We start from the raw sequence: 13,720 nt of genomic DNA on the forward strand, positions 1-13,720 counted from the left end.
TTCTGAAGACCGTCGGCGCACATTCGTCTCGGGCGCCACTCGTCGAGGACCTGCCTGCTCGAGCCGAGCACATCCCGTTGTCATTCCGCCGACGGAATCCGCCCATCGAGGAGGGCGGACTCAGTAGTGCCTGACGGGGCCGCCGGTGGTGCCACGCCGCGGAGGAGGCTTCCACAACGATGGGCCAGCGCGGCCAAGCCGGGAGGCGACTTATCCGAGATTCTCAGAAGCAGGCTTCTGAGATGGCGCTGTAGCCGTGTTCAGGGCGTGAGGTTGATTCGATGGGGTTGTCTGGGTTCGTCCAAGCGGCGCAACCTTGAAGGCGTTTGACCGCGAGGCAGAAGCTGCTGCGCCGCGTCTCGGACCAGGACGACCCGCCGCTGCGGTACGTCACGACGGCGTCTGTTGTCGAGGCGTCGCGCGAGCGGTCGATGGCCGCGACGAGGAGGACGGCTTCATACGCGTCGCGGCTGTGCGCGGGTAGGCGGAAGCCGTGCAGCGGGTGGGCTGCCTGGAACTCCTGCTGCATACCGGGTGTGAGGTCGGTCGGGTAGAAGCCGATGGCGTTGCCGGGACTGATCCGGATGACCTTGATCGAGCTGATGCGGGCGTTGGTGAGGCCGCGGATGCGGAGGTCTTGCAGGGTGATCCCATCACCGCTCATGTTGTCGAGGAACACGCCGCCCCACGCGCGCCCGTTCGTGGCGGTGAAGCTCTGCCGGATGGTGTCGTCGTGCTCGAAACCGAGCGCGTTCGGGGCACATCCGGTCAGCGCCAGGAGGCAGACGAGGCTTGCTGTCCACGACAGCGCGGATCGTCGTTCTCGTGAGCGGGTCACGTTCGCGATCAAAGCAGAACGGCTACGTGCACCGCGAGTAAGTGCGGTACACGCAGGAGGCCGTCTCAGGAGCAGGCTGTTGAGACTGTTGAGCTGGCGGCCCAGTACCGGCCCCGATCGCAGAGGTTGCGCATTGCGGTCGTCTTGGCGAGTCGTTGCGGGTGAGTGCTCGAGCAGGGGTTCGACTCGGACGACTAGCCCCGCAACGGGGATATCGCTCACCCGCTTAGTCCGGCACTCTCGCAGACGTGTCCATGAATCAACTCACTGGCCTCGCGGGCGAGCACTGGGTCTGCTCGATGCTTGCTCGCCACGGCTGGGCGGTGTCGCTCACGCGTGACGGTATGGAGCGGACTGACATCCTTGGAGTGAAGGCGATCGGCGGCGAGAGGCGCGTGATCGAGGTGCAGGTCAAGACCGCTTCCGACCGCGGAGCAGATCTCGATACCTCCCTCCGTCTTGGCAAGCATGGTTCAGACGTCGCTCGCTCCAAGCACGAGTGGTTTGCGTTGGTCCTCATGCCGAGCCCTGCGAAAGCGCTCTCCCCTCGTACCTTCATCGTGCCTCGGGACCACGTGAACGCGGCTCGGGCAATCACGTACGGTCAGTGGCGTTTCGACCCAGAGCATGAAGGGAAGCGAACAACCACACTCACCTCGGCGTTGACGCGGCTCTGGCCCTTCGCTGACTACGAAGGAGCCTGGGAACTTCTCGACCTTGAGACGCCGCAGGTCGACGTGCGGCTGGACTCTCGCCTACAAGAGTGGCTTCAACTGGACTACGTCCACCTGCCGGACGGTCATCCGTGGCAGAAGTCGAAGACCCCTTGGGCGCTTCCTGCTCTGAGCTAGACCGTCATTGCCTCGCAGTTCGGGGAGTGGCACGTCTCGCGAGCAGGGGAGTGAGACGCTCGCGGGGGCTACCAAGGCATCGAGTGCTGCGCTAGTGCTCTCGAGGTCGGTCTCGCTTGAGGTGGACGTGAGCCTCGTGAGACGGGAGGGGATGGTTGCCAGTCGCGCCGGGTCAAGCCGTGTGGGCATCGGCTCCGCAAGGGCGTCGATCGCTTAGCTCGGGAGGCTCGTCGTCGGTGATTGCACCGACGACGAGCACCCGGAGCGGTGGGGTTTCCTCAGTGCCGCTGTTTGTCGGACAGGCGGATCAGTTATCTCAGCGTTGTGGCTCGAGGTATTCCATGACGGTGCCGTCGGGGTGGCGCACCAGGAGCCGCAGGGCGTTGGGGACCGGGTGTGGTCCTTCGAGCACCTCGCCTCTCTCCTCGTACATCACGTCGACGATCTCGCGCACGGATGTGACCAGGACGGTCGCCCGTTGTTCGCCGAGCCAGCCCTCGAGGGGACCTTCGATGAGCAGGAAGGCTCCGACCCGCGCGACCGCATGTTCTCGGAAGGTGAAGCGGTGTACCTCAGCTGACCCGGTCAGCCGCTGATAGACCGGTATGGCGGACTCGAGATCGGGTACGGGCACGTTGGCTACAACGTCGATGATGTTCGACATTCGTTCTTCCTTCGCTCTTGGATGCGCTTGGTTCAGGCGGTGCGGGTCTCTACCTGGCCGCCGTCGACCAGGAACTCGGAGCCGGTGACGAAGCTGGCTCGTTCGGATGCGAGGAACAGCACGACCTCGGCGACCTCGGCCGGGAGCCCAACCCTGCCGAGAGCGGTGTCCGCGGCCATCTGTGCGAGCAGTGCCTGCTCCCGTTCCGGGTCGCCCTTTGCGATCCCGCGCAGTCCGGGTGTGTCCGTGGGACCCGGGACGACGGTGTTCACGCGAATCCCACGGGGCGCGAGCTCGGCGGCCCAGACCCGCGCGTACTGGCGGATGGCTGCCTTGCTGGCGGAGTACGTCCCGAAGCCGGGCGAACCGGTGGCCGCGGTCGTCGACCCGGTGATGACGATCGAGGACGACTTGCCCATTAACGGCAGTGATCGTTGCACGGTCAGTGCGACACCACGGACGTTCCGCCCGAAGGTGGCGTCGAACTCGGAGACGGTGAAGTGCTCGATGGTGGACAGGCCGGTGCCTCCGCCGGCGTTGGCGAAGAGGACGTCGAGTGCGCCGCTCCGCTGTCGAACTGCGTCGAGCGTCGCGTCCAGGTCTGCGGGGTCTGCGACGTCGCCGCGCACGCCGACCGCGCGCGGGCCAAGGCGGTCAACTGCCGCAGCAAGCTCCTCCTGCCTGCGACCGGTCAAGAAGACGGTTCCGCCTTCCTCGACGAAGCGTTGTGCGGCAGCGAAGCCGATGCCCGTGCTGCCGCCGGTGATGAGGATGGTCTTGGCGTCGAACTGGCCCATTGAGGCCTCCTGAGGTGTCGGATCTGAGCGGCAGAGTTCTGGACCGCTCGGTCGACAGTACAGGTTCCGGACCGCACGGTCCGGAACCGGGGTACGCTGCCTGCATGGTGAGGCCGAGGACTTTCGACGAGGACGGGGTGCTGCGCGAGATCGAGCAGCGATTCTGGGATCGCGGCTATGCGGCGACCAGCATGAGCGACCTCATGTCTGCGAGCGGGCTCGGTAAGGGCAGCCTCTATGCCGCCTTCGGCGACAAGGAGGCGGTCTTCAGTCGCGTCTTCGACCTCTACTGCGACGACGCGGTCGGTGCCGTGCGTGTGGCCCTCGACGGACCCGACGAATCCGCACTGGACCGACTGCAGCGATATTTGCTGAGGGCGGCGACGCGAGCGGGAGAGTCGGACGTGCAGCGTGCCTGCTTCCTCGCCAAGACCACGGCTGAACTCGCGGCGCATCGATCAGAAATCGCGGAGCGATCTCGGCGGACATTTGAAGAGCTCGTACGCATCCTCACGGCATGTGTGGAATCGGCGCAGCGCGCCGGCGACATCGACGCGCGAGCCGATCCCGTCCGGTTGGGACGGTTCCTGCTCACCACCCTTCGGGGGCTGGAGGCGTTGGCCGAAGCAGGACTTTCGAAGCGGGTTCTACTCGACGCGGCGGACACCGCGATTGACGTGCTGCGCTAGCGGCACGAGCATGAGCGGCCAACTAAAGACATCGGTACGACCTGGTCGGCGGCGTCCGCGACGGTGGGAACGACCAGCGACCCTGGTCTCGCGGGTAGGCATCTGAGACGTCTCGCCGGCGTGGACAGGATCCGGCAGTCACTCCTCCGTGGACGGGATCGCTTCGGCGATGAAGTCCGACTTCCCGCTGTTGTAGCTAGCTCGGTCGTACCGGAACTGGCGAGCAAGGCTGGCCTTCAGGCGTGCGTACTCGTCCGCGAGGTCGGGCCGGCGCCGCAGGACGTTGCGGAACTGGAGGTGGTCGTCTTCCCAACGTGACCCCGCTGCGCACACATGCACGTGCACGGTGCGTGGTTCGCCTGCCGGCGGTCTGAAGAACCGGTGGTCGGCCTCGCGCTGTCGCAGGACGAGCCCGAGCGATTCGAGAGCGGGTCGGTAGCTCTGCTCGTCCTCGAGGTCGGCGACGGACAGCTGAAGGTCGATAACGGGCTTGGCGGGGAGCTGCGGGACTGAGGTCGAGCCGATGTGCTCGACCCGAACGCCTCCTGTCACTACCGCCTCGATGGCGGCTACCCACCGGGCTCCGAGCGCAACCCACTTCGCTCTTGGTGCGGATACTTCGACTGCCTCGCTGCCGGGCTTGTCGAACCACTCCACACCGTCGTCTTCCAAGACGTCATCGTGGTCACGACCCCGGCTCTACGCAACGACAGGCAGGTCACTTCGGCGCCAGCAATCACGTCCCATGGGCAGCAGATTGAGGTTTGAGAGAAGCGGGCGCGGATGTACTAGCGTCCGGGCGTGGTGGATCAGCGAGATCCAGCCCGGTACGGCATATCGATCGTATCTGGCGGTCTGAACGTAATCATTTGGCTGCTGTTCGCTGTTCCGACGGATGGTGATGCCTTCTTGCGGATCATCGGCGTCGTCCTATTCGTCCTAGGCGTCGTCACGCTCGCGATTGCTCTTCGCGGCTTCAGGCGCGAGCGTTCCCGAACGGACTGACCGGGTACTGCGCAACGCCCAGGGTGGATGTCTCAGGGGCAGGGCAGTGAGCTGTCGCGCAAGCAGGGCAGTGAGCTGTCGCGCAAGCAGGGCAGTGAGCTGTCGCGCAAGCAGGGCAGTGAGTCGTATCACGGCTGAGGTGTGGCACGTCTCGCGAACAGGCATCGCTGACGCCTGGTTGAAGCGGTCTGGATTTAATTTGAGCTGGGGACTCGCACGGTGACGGTCCATTTTGCCGATCCTGTTGCAGAGACGGTGACAGGCACCGAGCCCGGGACGCCGGTCGGGCTGCTTGCGGTCATTGGTCCGTCGCACCGCATGCTGTTCAGGGCAGGGCCGCGGGGGATGACGACGGCGATCTGTCCGTCGCCTGTGCAGCGATAGAGGATCTCGAGCGGGACGCCGTTGGGTGTGATGGTGCGGGTTTGCTTGCGGCCGTCGGTACTCGAGATTGTTGCCAGCACTTGGCCCGGGGTTGGGAGCGTGGTCTGTGTCCTCGCGGGCGAGGCAAAGGCCATGGACTTCACGACGTACTTCGGGTGTCCGGAGGTGGTCACGATCCGCAGGTCGGCGGCTTGCTTCTGAGCGTCCAACAACGCGGTGAGGTTGATCGGGCCGAGTGTGGAAGGGCTGCTGCAGTCGAGGGTGAGATCTGGCTGGTCGGAGACACGGATCGCGATCGAGCCGCCTCCCTCGCAGGCGGCGGCAATGAACAGGTTCCGCCCGCTTGTGCGGATTGCGCCACCGGATGCGCTGGGACTCTTCTCAGTCCAGGTGAGTGCCGATTTCTGGCGCACCGGCACGACGCCGTCGGCGACTGTGGCCAGTCTCGAGAACACGGCGTCCTCCAGGCTCGTGCCGGTGTTCAGGGAGCCGGCGGGGCCGGTTCCGGTGGGCTGTGGCACGGCTCGGATCGCAAGGATCGTGGTGGTCACGACCGCTGCGGCGACGAGAGCGGTGGCAAGGACCGGCTTCCAGTCCCTGCTCCGGTGACCGCTGTGGCGGCTGGGAGCGGTGTCCTTCCGCTCGGACTCGACAGGGGTACCGAGGATCTGCTGCAGCAGGTGCTCAGCGGCAGGGTCAATCTGCTGCGCTGCGAGGGTGCGAGCGGGGTCGGCGCGTCGAAGTGCTTCGGGGACGTTCATGGGTGGGTCCTAGTCGGAACGATGACGGATTGCGGGTTCTGGTCGTGCCACGCGTGGGCGAAGGCTCGTCGGGCCCGGGTCAGTCGAACCCAGACAGCGGCGGGAGTGATGCCGAGCGACTCGGCCGCTTCAGCGGCGCTGAGACCGTCCCAGTAGGTCAAGCGCAGCAGCTCCTGCTGCGCTTCCGGGAGGGTGTCGAGAGCGGCTTGGATCTCGATGGCGTCAAAGCGCGATTCCGCGCGTGCGTCGAGTGCTTCCACGTCCTCGTCCAGCCGGAACGGCGCCGGCTGGCCGGCGCGGCGGCGGTATTCGTTACCAATCAAGTTGCGGGCCACGCCGAACAACCAGGCCCGATCGGAGCGGCGAGGCTCATCCCACCTCGACCACACGATGCGGAACGTTTCCGCGGTCAGGTCGCAGGCGAGCTCGTAGTCGTCGACCCGGCGGAAACAGAACGCGACGAGCGCAGCATGGTCGGCGCGGAAGACACGCTCGAACGCTGCAGCGCGGGGTTCAGGCATCGGCGACTCCGGTCAGAAGGGGTTCACCACGCACGTTTCCAAAGCGAGCGAATCCTTACACCTGGCGCACACCCCCGATTCGGGGCAAACGGCGACACAGGCGCACCCTGTCTCACGGGCAGGCAGTTGAGACGGGCTTCTGCCGGCCTCGGAGCGCTAGCTGGTTACCTGGGCGTGGATGGCCCGTAGTGCTTCAACGGCGTGCGCGCCCCAGTGGGTCTGGAAGCTGAAGCGCCATTCCCACGCGACGTTGTCCGCTGGGACGCCCTCGCGCATGGCGTTGAGACCTTGTCTGAGGTCCCGCCAGATGTCCGCGAGAGCGTCCGCAAGCGACAGGTTGACTACGAAGTCGGCGGGCGGGAGAGCCCTCACGTCGGGCAGGCCCGTTGCGTCGTCCACGCGGTACGCGTCGAGTGTTGTCCAGTAGTCGTCCCAGGCGGTGAGAACACTGGCAATGTCGGCGAAGCAGGTGAGCCACCGCTCATGCGGGATCGGCTCGGGCGCTGCCTCGCCGAGGCCCTCTTCATCGATTCCAGCGGATACAAGGTCGTACGCAGCCGCGACGGCCCTAGCCAGGGTGCGGGCCACATCGCTGGCGAACTGAGGCCGATTTGAGCCGCGGGCGGCTTCGATCACCTGGCAGTAGGCCTCGGCTGCCTCACGCATGTCCATGCCGCCACTATGGCGTCGGCCGACCGTCAGCACTGTGACCCCGACGGGCAGCACATCGAGAACGTCCCAGATCCAGGGGAGTGAGATCCGCTCGGCTGCGTCTATCCGTCGGCGGACGGGTCCCGGGCTCCCCGTTCCCAGAACGTCACCGTGCCGACCACATGCGCGTAGCGGTACGGCTTCTGCTCCTGCGTCGGCTGGTAACCCATGGCGACCCAGAACGGTTCTGAGGCGCCTGCCGTCGTCGAGATCACGCCGACCCGCAGCCGCTTGAGGCCGGGCTCTCCTACCAGCAGGGAATCCAGCGCGTGGTGCAGTCGGCGGCCGAGCCCCTGCCGTGTGTGCCGGCGGTGCACGATGAGGAGGCCCACGTAGGCGGTGCTGGGATCGGGGTAGCCCACGAGCACGTCCGCGAAGGCCACGAGCGCGCTGCCCCTCCACAGTCCGAGCGCGCGCTTGCGTGCCGGATCGAGATCCGGCGGCACGCTGAGTACTGCGCTCAGTGCGTCGCTGGGACCTGGCGGGTACCCGGTCAACTGCTCGGCGTACTCGGGCTGCGACTCCAGGAGTTCCTGCAGTGCTTCGACGTCGTGCTCGTTCAGCAGGCGACCGGACACGTCCACCATCGAAGTCTGCCCATGGCTGCTCTCCGAGTGCTCGGCAGCATGCGCGGTGTCGCAAGCAGGGGAGTGAGCTGTCTCGCGAGCAGCGTTCTGAGACGGTTGCGGGTCGACGGTTGGGCTCCAGCGGAGGACGAGAATCTCGGCATGGCTTACGCGACTGGACACGCGACCGCGACTGTCACCTCCTGGAGCGATGACGAGGGGTGGGGAGTCGTTGAAGCTCCAGGTCTACCGGGCGGATGCTGGGTTCACTTCAGCGCCATCCAGGGACCCGGCTTCCACAGCTTGGCAGTGGGCAGCACTGTCGACATCGAGTGGGAAAGCACGGAGCAAGACGGCTACCACTTCCGAGCGGTCTCGCTCATCGCGTGACTGCCATTGAGTCTCACGGGCAGGGGAGTGAGACAGTCGTCAGTCTGCGTCTAGGGGCGGAGCTGGCCCCACCCAAACTTGCTCTCTGCGACAAAGTCCTGAAGGTCAGAGCGCACTCGCTCGTAAGCCTCGGCGGCGGTCTCTGCTCCGTCGACCCAGATGCCTTTGTGCTCCCCGAGCGTCCTGACCTCGAGCAACGCGTCGGGCAGAAGTGGCTCGTCGTCGCTCATTGGTCGTCGACGCCCGAGCCCGGTCGGCGCAACGGCTGACCACGTCACTCGCGTGGTGGTTTCCGCGAGTTCCTCTGGACTGAGGATCTCTTGAAGTGCGGGCTGCACCGCGTCCATGAACTCGCCGACCGTCATCACGGAGAAATGGTGACTCCTCGCACTCGGCTGCCGCAACGGCGACCACTTACTCGGGCAGGCCATGGAGACCTCTCAGCTGTAGGCGTCGTGAGACGCGGTAGCGCGAGACGAGGGATCAGAGGTGGCGCGGTGAGCGGGTTGCAGCGATCTGTCTGATGCCGCGAACGAGCCACGTGGACGCCAGGAGCAGCCATGCGAGGGCAGGGACCCAGTACGACCAGCTGCGCTGAGTCGAGAAAAGAAGCCAGGCGATCGTCAGGGCGAGGAAGAGTGTTGCTAGGGCGAACTGAGCGCCGGGGCTGTCCGTCCACTTCCGCGAGATCGGTTCCTGCGTCATGTCGAGAAGGTAGCGCGCGAGTGTCTCGCATCGGGAGGACTAGTCGTCTCGTGGGCAGGACGAGTGGGCCGTCTCACGAGCAGGGGAGTGAGACGGCTCGAGGTCAGTCCAGCGAAGACTGTCGCCCCGCCCCTTAGGAGGACGGAGGTTCTGCTGCTGCTTGCGTTCAGCGTCTAGTCGTCGGCTTGGTCCGGACGACGCCGCCCAGGTGAAAACGGAGCAGAAGGTATGCGCCGAGTACCAGGTGTGTGATGACCAGCCAGGCACCGATGGTTGAGACGTTCTGGTACCAGGCGGGGTCAAGAGATGGTGCGCAGAATCCGCTGCCGCTGCAGTCCGTGCTCGGGGTCCAGGGGACAAGGAAGCGGAGGAGCAAGGGGATGCCAAGCGCGACCAGACCGACTGCCGAGCCGAGGACCTTGTCGATCGTCCGCCAGCCGTGTGAGCTCCACAGGAGCACCGCGCCGACGAGCCATCCAATTACCGGGGCGACGAGGGCGCCGAGCGTCAGTAGGAGCACGACGAGCGCCGCGCCGCCGCGACGCTCGAGTAGACGCGGGCGGGGCGGCGCGTGCTGCAGGACGACGACGGGCGCTTCCGCATTCACGCTCGGACCATAGCGACGGTCCCGACTTGACGGAAGGGATGCATCAGAAGCAGGGGAGAGACGGTCGTGTTCGTTCGACACGCCGTGCTGTCTGGCGCTAGCGGTGGCATCGCGCGGACACTCAACCCGTGACCGGAACCACGCGCGTGAGCTCGTCCTCGTACTCCGCGGTGCAGAGCGCACAGCCGCGGTTCAACGGAATGGCGATTGCCGCCCTCATCGCTGTCTTCTTCGCAAGCGTGGTCGGTCTTGTGCTCGGCTACGTGGCCCTGAATCAGATCAAGCAGACGCAGGAGAGCGGTCGGGGCCTCGCTCTTGCCGCAGTCATCCTCGGCTGGATCGGCACCGTCGGGGCGGTCCTGCTCGTGGGACTGTTCCTCATCGGAGCCTTCGTGCTCAAGCTCTACTAGGACCACCTGTTCGGCCCCCACGAATGCGCGGGCGTAGCTCGCTAGCCCCGTCTCAGGGGCAGGGGAACGAGGCGTCTCGCGAGCAGGGTTTTGACACAGGCGCCGTCGGTGGTCGCCGAGAACGATGGGAACTGCCATAGTTCGCTGGTGCTTGAGGATGCGCGGGTTCGCGGAGGAATGGTTCTGGCCTCGGTGCTGGTTGCCGCCGGGCTCGTCCTCGAGCTGTTCTCGCTGCACGCGCCGGCTGTTGGCTTCGGCGTCATTTTCGGCGGTTGGGTCGTTCTCGTCGGTGCTCTTGTGAGGGCCTGGAGCCTGCGCCGCATCCGCAGCTGAGGCGGACGGAGTACTTGTCTCCTGTCTCGCGGGCAGGGTTTTGGGACGCCGCCCGAGGCCCGTCGTTACGGACTTGTCTCACTGTCTGTCTCAGAAGTGCCGTCTCAGCACGCTGCAACGAAGTCAGCAGTGAGACGTAGCCCACTCGGCCGTGAACGATCGTTTCCGGCCTGCCCCACGAGCTCGATGAGCGGTCCGCGGAACTTCGGGGGAGTGGGAGGGTCAGAACTCGTGGCCGAAATCAAACCGGCCGGAACTGTGTCTTGTAGGTTTTTGGGCGAGTCGGGTGGAGGTGAGTGATGTTCGGTCGGGGCCCGCGATCGGTGCGTCCTTGGTACGTGCTTGGACTGCCTGACCCGGCGACGATGCGGCCGCTGGCGCCGGACGTGGCGTGCTTTGTGACGAACCGGATCAGCGCTGAGGGTGCGGCGGTGGGTTACATGGTGCGGATGCCGGTCGAGCCGGGAGACCGTAAGGGGAACTCGGGCTGGCAGTTCATGGCCGGCGACGAGGACCAGGCGTACATCGACGACCCGGACAACTCACACATCTTCTCGGTCAACACGATCGCGAATCATGACCCGGCAGTGATCCCCTTCTTGGATCGGGCTCGGGGAACGGCGTGGGGGCGGAAGGGCAACACCTTCGTGGAAGAGCCCCTGCCGTGGTCTGAAGACGAGGGGCCGGCGTGACGATGGCAGAGGTGTGCCGATGGGGAACGTGATCGGGTACGCGCGGGTGTCGACGATTGATCAGAACCTCGACTCGCAGCTCGATGCGCTGAAGAAGGCCGGCGCGGTGCGGGTGTTCACCGACAAGCTGTCCGGCTCGACGACCGCGCGGCCGCAGCTGCAGGCATGCCTGGCGTACCTGAACCCGGGCGACGTGCTCGCGGTGTACTCGACTGATCGGTTGGGTCGCTCGGTGGGAGACCTGATCGAGATCGTGGGGGAGTTGCGGGAGCAGGGGATTCAGTTCAAGTCGCTGACGGAGCCGTTTGACACCACCGATCACGGAGGTGAGCTGTTCTTCCACATCGTCGCGGCGTTCGCGCAGATGCAGCGGCGCCAGATCAGCGAGAAGACCCGCGCCGGCCTCGCCGCCGCGAAGGCGCGCGGCCGACTGGGCGGCCGGCCCACGGTGATGACGCCAGACCGCGTTGAGTTGGCGAGGCGGATGCGTGGCGAGGGGAAGTCGTTTGACGACATCGCGCTGCTGCTCGGCGTCGGGGCCTCGAGCGTGAAGCGCGCAATCCGCGACCGAACGGTCATCACATCGACGCCTCGCCGTGCTCCGCTGTGACGGGCTCCCTCCCACGCCGGCACCACATCGTGCCGCGGTTCTACCTCGAGGGCTTCGCGGAACAGGGACACCTCGGCGTCGCCATGCTGCCGGGCGACAAGCGCTTCACCCAGTCGACCCGGACCGCCGCAACGATCAACGACTTCTACCTTCTGGGGTCGGCGCTACACCCGCGCGCTGGCAACTTCGAAGCGATGCTGTCGGACTTCGAGTCCGAAGCCTCTGCCGTCTTCCGCACCCTCGCCAACGGCACGTGGCCCCTGAGCGCGCAGGATCGCGCAGTCCTCGGCGTGTTCATCGCGGTCCAGTTCTTACGCGGTCCTGAGCACCGGCAGCAGATGACCGACATCCGCAGGCAGATGATTCGCCTGCAGTTCCAGATCGCTGGCCGGGATCGATTCGTGAAGACGGTCGCAGAACGACTTCAGGCGGACCTGTCCGACGACGAGGTCGAGGAGTTGTGGCAGCTCACCGTCCGTCCGGGCGGTCCACCGATCGCGGTGCGACCCGACCAGCACGCGAACGAGCTGGTGGATCTCCTTCCGAAGTTGCTGAAGTACTTCCTCGGCCGGCCGTGGGCGCTAGTCAGCTTCGAGCGCAAGCACCTGATCACCTCTGACGCACCGGTCACCCTCGTTCCGCGCCGCGACGCGCAGGATGAAGAAGGGGTGGGGCTCATGACCGCCGCGGCGATTCTGTTCCCGATCTCGCGGAGCCAGGGCCTGGTGATGGCCGACCCGATGCCGATATCGCGCACAGTCACCGTTGAGGAGGTTTCGGCTGGGGTGGCGGATCTACGGCTCCCGGCCTCCGCGGCCCACGCGAGATCGTTCAACTCGGCGGCGGTGATCAACGCCCGCCGCGCTGTCTTCCATCATCCGGCCGACGCGGCTCTCGTCCCGGACCGTCTACCGGAGCCGGCCAGCCAGGAAGCGGCAGCACCGGCTTGATCCTTCTCATCCGTTGCGCGGCGCCTCGCAACACGTAGGTATCGGACGCGGATCGCGGAACATGACGCGCAGTTCAGGAGTCCGGAGGCAGACGGTGTCTCGTGGACTGTCGTCTACGGACTGATGCCCACGCCCACGAAGGGGGGGGGCAAAGGTCAGTCCTCTCCGAACCGAAACCGTCGCGTGTTCCTCTTCCGGTTCCTTGCGTAACACGGTAACGTGCGACGCATGCAAGCGGATCCGGTGCTGACGAACCTCCGCAAAGGAGTGCTTGAGCACTGTGTGCTGGCGGTGCTCCGCGACGACGAGGTCTACGGCGTCGATCTCGCACATCGCCTCGTCGAGGCAGGCCTGCTGGCGAGTGAAGGTTCGCTCTACCCGTTGCTGGCTCGACTTCGGAGCGCGGACATGGTGTCTACCCGGTGGCAGGAGTCGCCGTCGGGTCCACCGCGCCGCTACTACCGACTCACTCCCGCCGGGCTCAGCGCAGTGGACCGCTTCATCGACATCTGGCGGCCGTTCTCCCGCGCCGTCGACACCATCTTCGAGAGGACCTCATGACTGTGACTGCCCAAGACCCCGCGGTGCGCTCTTACCTGAAGACGCTGCACACTCTTCTCGAGGGTGCTCCTGATCAGGAACTCGTCGTCGACGGTGTCCGACAGCACATAATCGATGCGCTCGGACCCGAAGCATCTGATCCTGCCCGGGTCCGCGACGTGCTGCACGAGCTCGGTGACCCTGCCGCGATCGCCGCCGATGCACGAACCAGTACGAACCCGATCCAGCTGCCATTCCTGCAACGACGCTCGGGAGCGATCCTCACCGTGCTCCTCCTCACCGTCGGGGCATTTATCGTCCCCGTGGCGGGGTGGATTGTAGGCCTTGGGCTGCTCTGGTTCTCCACGGGCTGGACCCTCGTCGACAAGCTGACTGCGACTCTCGCCCCGATCGTGCTGACCGTGCTTTCGCTGGGGCTGGCTTACTTGTTCACACCGTTCCCGGCGCACCTGGGTCTACTTGGCGGCTTCGCCCTCGGGTCGATCGGTGCTGCCGTCTTCCTGCTCGCGCGCTTCCGGGAAGGTGGACGTGCACACGTCGCGTGACACCCGCTGGCTTCCGCAGGCACCGGTCAGCGAGTGTCAAGAGGTCCGGCACTAAGCCATCGACCTGCCGTGTCCGCGGAGCTGCCTCTCTGTGACTGATGGTGTGTTGATCCGAGCCCGTCCGGGAACT

At 65.8% G+C, this 13,720-nt stretch carries 20 protein-coding genes; 10 read left to right on the forward strand and 10 right to left on the reverse strand.

Annotated features, from left to right (window positions below; all coding sequences use genetic code 11):
- Positions 1 to 223: 223 nt before the first annotated feature.
- Positions 224 to 850: a hypothetical protein gene (locus ABEA53_RS15295; protein WP_345482181.1), complete on the reverse strand. Its 627-nt coding sequence runs from the start codon at positions 848 to 850 to the stop codon at positions 224 to 226.
- Between the two features lie 242 nt (positions 851 to 1,092).
- On the opposite strand from ABEA53_RS15295, the gene ABEA53_RS15300 reads away from it, so the two are divergent.
- Positions 1,093 to 1,689, forward strand: a complete 597-nt coding sequence (locus tag ABEA53_RS15300) for a hypothetical protein (protein WP_345482182.1) — start codon at positions 1,093 to 1,095, stop codon at positions 1,687 to 1,689.
- Positions 1,690 to 2,005: 316 nt separating this feature from the next.
- On the opposite strand, the gene ABEA53_RS15305 is transcribed toward ABEA53_RS15300, so the two are convergent.
- Both ABEA53_RS15305 and ABEA53_RS15310 read right to left on the reverse strand, forming a co-directional pair.
- Positions 2,006 to 2,353, reverse strand: coding sequence for a hypothetical protein (locus tag ABEA53_RS15305; RefSeq protein ID WP_345482183.1), 348 nt, complete (start codon positions 2,351 to 2,353; stop codon positions 2,006 to 2,008).
- 32 nt (positions 2,354 to 2,385) lie between these two features.
- Positions 2,386 to 3,150 carry an SDR family NAD(P)-dependent oxidoreductase gene (locus ABEA53_RS15310; RefSeq protein ID WP_345482184.1) on the reverse strand — a complete coding sequence of 255 codons (765 nt, stop codon included), beginning with the start codon at positions 3,148 to 3,150 and terminating at the stop codon, positions 2,386 to 2,388.
- Positions 3,151 to 3,254: 104 nt separating this feature from the next.
- Here ABEA53_RS15310 and ABEA53_RS15315 point away from each other — a divergent pair, with 104 nt between their 5' ends.
- The gene (locus ABEA53_RS15315; RefSeq protein WP_345482185.1) at positions 3,255 to 3,839 is read left to right on the forward strand and encodes a TetR/AcrR family transcriptional regulator; all 585 of its coding nucleotides are present in this window, start codon (positions 3,255 to 3,257) and stop codon (positions 3,837 to 3,839) included.
- 138 nt (positions 3,840 to 3,977) lie between these two features.
- On the opposite strand, the gene ABEA53_RS15320 is transcribed toward ABEA53_RS15315, so the two are convergent.
- A complete protein-coding gene (locus ABEA53_RS15320; protein ID WP_345482186.1) occupies positions 3,978 to 4,511 on the reverse strand; it encodes a GrpB family protein in 534 nt (177 codons plus the stop codon).
- Positions 4,512 to 4,640: 129 nt separating this feature from the next.
- Here ABEA53_RS15320 and ABEA53_RS15325 point away from each other — a divergent pair, with 129 nt between their 5' ends.
- Positions 4,641 to 4,844 carry a hypothetical protein gene (locus tag ABEA53_RS15325; RefSeq protein WP_345482187.1) on the forward strand — a complete coding sequence of 68 codons (204 nt, stop codon included), beginning with the start codon at positions 4,641 to 4,643 and terminating at the stop codon, positions 4,842 to 4,844.
- Between the two features lie 194 nt (positions 4,845 to 5,038).
- Here the strand turns inward: ABEA53_RS15325 and ABEA53_RS15330 are convergent, their stop codons facing one another.
- From ABEA53_RS15330 to ABEA53_RS15355, 6 genes are all read right to left on the reverse strand, one after another.
- Positions 5,039 to 5,989, reverse strand: coding sequence for a hypothetical protein (locus ABEA53_RS15330; protein ID WP_345482188.1), 951 nt, complete (start codon positions 5,987 to 5,989; stop codon positions 5,039 to 5,041).
- On the reverse strand, positions 5,986 to 6,510 hold the full coding sequence (locus ABEA53_RS15335) for an RNA polymerase sigma factor (RefSeq protein ID WP_345482189.1): 525 nt from the start codon (positions 6,508 to 6,510) through the stop codon (positions 5,986 to 5,988). The genes ABEA53_RS15330 and ABEA53_RS15335 overlap by 4 nt, the downstream gene beginning before the upstream one ends.
- Positions 6,511 to 6,666: 156 nt before the next feature.
- Positions 6,667 to 7,182, reverse strand: a complete 516-nt coding sequence (locus ABEA53_RS15340; protein ID WP_345482190.1) for a DUF5063 domain-containing protein — start codon at positions 7,180 to 7,182, stop codon at positions 6,667 to 6,669.
- Positions 7,183 to 7,283: 101 nt separating this feature from the next.
- Positions 7,284 to 7,808, reverse strand: coding sequence for a GNAT family N-acetyltransferase (locus tag ABEA53_RS15345; RefSeq protein ID WP_345482191.1), 525 nt, complete (start codon positions 7,806 to 7,808; stop codon positions 7,284 to 7,286).
- Positions 7,809 to 8,227: 419 nt separating this feature from the next.
- Positions 8,228 to 8,545 (reverse strand): hypothetical protein, encoded by a 318-nt coding sequence (locus ABEA53_RS15350; RefSeq protein WP_345482192.1) that lies wholly within the window; start codon positions 8,543 to 8,545, stop codon positions 8,228 to 8,230.
- A 503-nt stretch (positions 8,546 to 9,048) separates the two neighbouring features.
- The gene (locus ABEA53_RS15355) at positions 9,049 to 9,489 is read right to left on the reverse strand and encodes a hypothetical protein (RefSeq protein ID WP_345482193.1); all 441 of its coding nucleotides are present in this window, start codon (positions 9,487 to 9,489) and stop codon (positions 9,049 to 9,051) included.
- A gap of 128 nt (positions 9,490 to 9,617) precedes the next feature.
- On the opposite strand from ABEA53_RS15355, the gene ABEA53_RS15360 reads away from it, so the two are divergent.
- From ABEA53_RS15360 to ABEA53_RS15390, 7 genes are all read left to right on the forward strand, one after another.
- Positions 9,618 to 9,899 carry a DUF4190 domain-containing protein gene (locus ABEA53_RS15360; RefSeq protein ID WP_345482194.1) on the forward strand — a complete coding sequence of 94 codons (282 nt, stop codon included), beginning with the start codon at positions 9,618 to 9,620 and terminating at the stop codon, positions 9,897 to 9,899.
- 108 nt (positions 9,900 to 10,007) lie between these two features.
- Positions 10,008 to 10,232 carry a hypothetical protein gene (locus tag ABEA53_RS15365; RefSeq protein ID WP_345482196.1) on the forward strand — a complete coding sequence of 75 codons (225 nt, stop codon included), beginning with the start codon at positions 10,008 to 10,010 and terminating at the stop codon, positions 10,230 to 10,232.
- A gap of 398 nt (positions 10,233 to 10,630) precedes the next feature.
- Positions 10,631 to 10,924: a DUF2185 domain-containing protein gene (locus tag ABEA53_RS15370; RefSeq protein WP_345482197.1), complete on the forward strand. Its 294-nt coding sequence runs from the start codon at positions 10,631 to 10,633 to the stop codon at positions 10,922 to 10,924.
- A 19-nt stretch (positions 10,925 to 10,943) separates the two neighbouring features.
- The gene (locus tag ABEA53_RS15375; RefSeq protein WP_345482199.1) at positions 10,944 to 11,534 is read left to right on the forward strand and encodes a recombinase family protein; all 591 of its coding nucleotides are present in this window, start codon (positions 10,944 to 10,946) and stop codon (positions 11,532 to 11,534) included.
- A gap of 29 nt (positions 11,535 to 11,563) precedes the next feature.
- Positions 11,564 to 12,484 (forward strand): DUF4238 domain-containing protein, encoded by a 921-nt coding sequence (locus tag ABEA53_RS15380; protein ID WP_345482201.1) that lies wholly within the window; start codon positions 11,564 to 11,566, stop codon positions 12,482 to 12,484.
- A gap of 228 nt (positions 12,485 to 12,712) precedes the next feature.
- Positions 12,713 to 13,045, forward strand: a complete 333-nt coding sequence (locus ABEA53_RS15385; protein WP_345482202.1) for a PadR family transcriptional regulator — start codon at positions 12,713 to 12,715, stop codon at positions 13,043 to 13,045.
- Positions 13,046 to 13,068: 23 nt separating this feature from the next.
- Positions 13,069 to 13,590 carry a hypothetical protein gene (locus ABEA53_RS15390; protein WP_345482203.1) on the forward strand — a complete coding sequence of 174 codons (522 nt, stop codon included), beginning with the start codon at positions 13,069 to 13,071 and terminating at the stop codon, positions 13,588 to 13,590.
- Positions 13,591 to 13,720: the final 130 nt, after the last annotated feature.

The sequence above is a fragment of the Amnibacterium soli genome (assembly GCF_039544415.1).
Taxonomy (GTDB): Bacteria; Actinomycetota; Actinomycetes; order Actinomycetales; family Microbacteriaceae; genus Amnibacterium; species Amnibacterium soli.

Excerpts from the sequence above, each read along its gene's own strand:
- ABEA53_RS15300 (WP_345482182.1), top strand. The coding sequence starts at position 1,093 with ATGAATCAACTCACTGGCCTCGCGGGCGAGCACTGGGTCTGCTCGATG.
- ABEA53_RS15305 (WP_345482183.1), bottom strand. The coding sequence starts at position 2,353 with ATGTCGAACATCATCGACGTTGTAGCCAACGTGCCCGTACCCGATCTC.
- ABEA53_RS15310 (WP_345482184.1), bottom strand. The coding sequence starts at position 3,150 with ATGGGCCAGTTCGACGCCAAGACCATCCTCATCACCGGCGGCAGCACG.
- ABEA53_RS15315 (WP_345482185.1), top strand. The coding sequence starts at position 3,255 with ATGGTGAGGCCGAGGACTTTCGACGAGGACGGGGTGCTGCGCGAGATC.
- ABEA53_RS15330 (WP_345482188.1), bottom strand. The coding sequence starts at position 5,989 with ATGAACGTCCCCGAAGCACTTCGACGCGCCGACCCCGCTCGCACCCTC.
- ABEA53_RS15335 (WP_345482189.1), bottom strand. The coding sequence starts at position 6,510 with ATGCCTGAACCCCGCGCTGCAGCGTTCGAGCGTGTCTTCCGCGCCGAC.
- ABEA53_RS15340 (WP_345482190.1), bottom strand. The coding sequence starts at position 7,182 with ATGGACATGCGTGAGGCAGCCGAGGCCTACTGCCAGGTGATCGAAGCC.
- ABEA53_RS15345 (WP_345482191.1), bottom strand. The coding sequence starts at position 7,808 with ATGGTGGACGTGTCCGGTCGCCTGCTGAACGAGCACGACGTCGAAGCA.
- ABEA53_RS15375 (WP_345482199.1), top strand. The coding sequence starts at position 10,944 with ATGGGGAACGTGATCGGGTACGCGCGGGTGTCGACGATTGATCAGAAC.
- ABEA53_RS15385 (WP_345482202.1), top strand. The coding sequence starts at position 12,713 with ATGCAAGCGGATCCGGTGCTGACGAACCTCCGCAAAGGAGTGCTTGAG.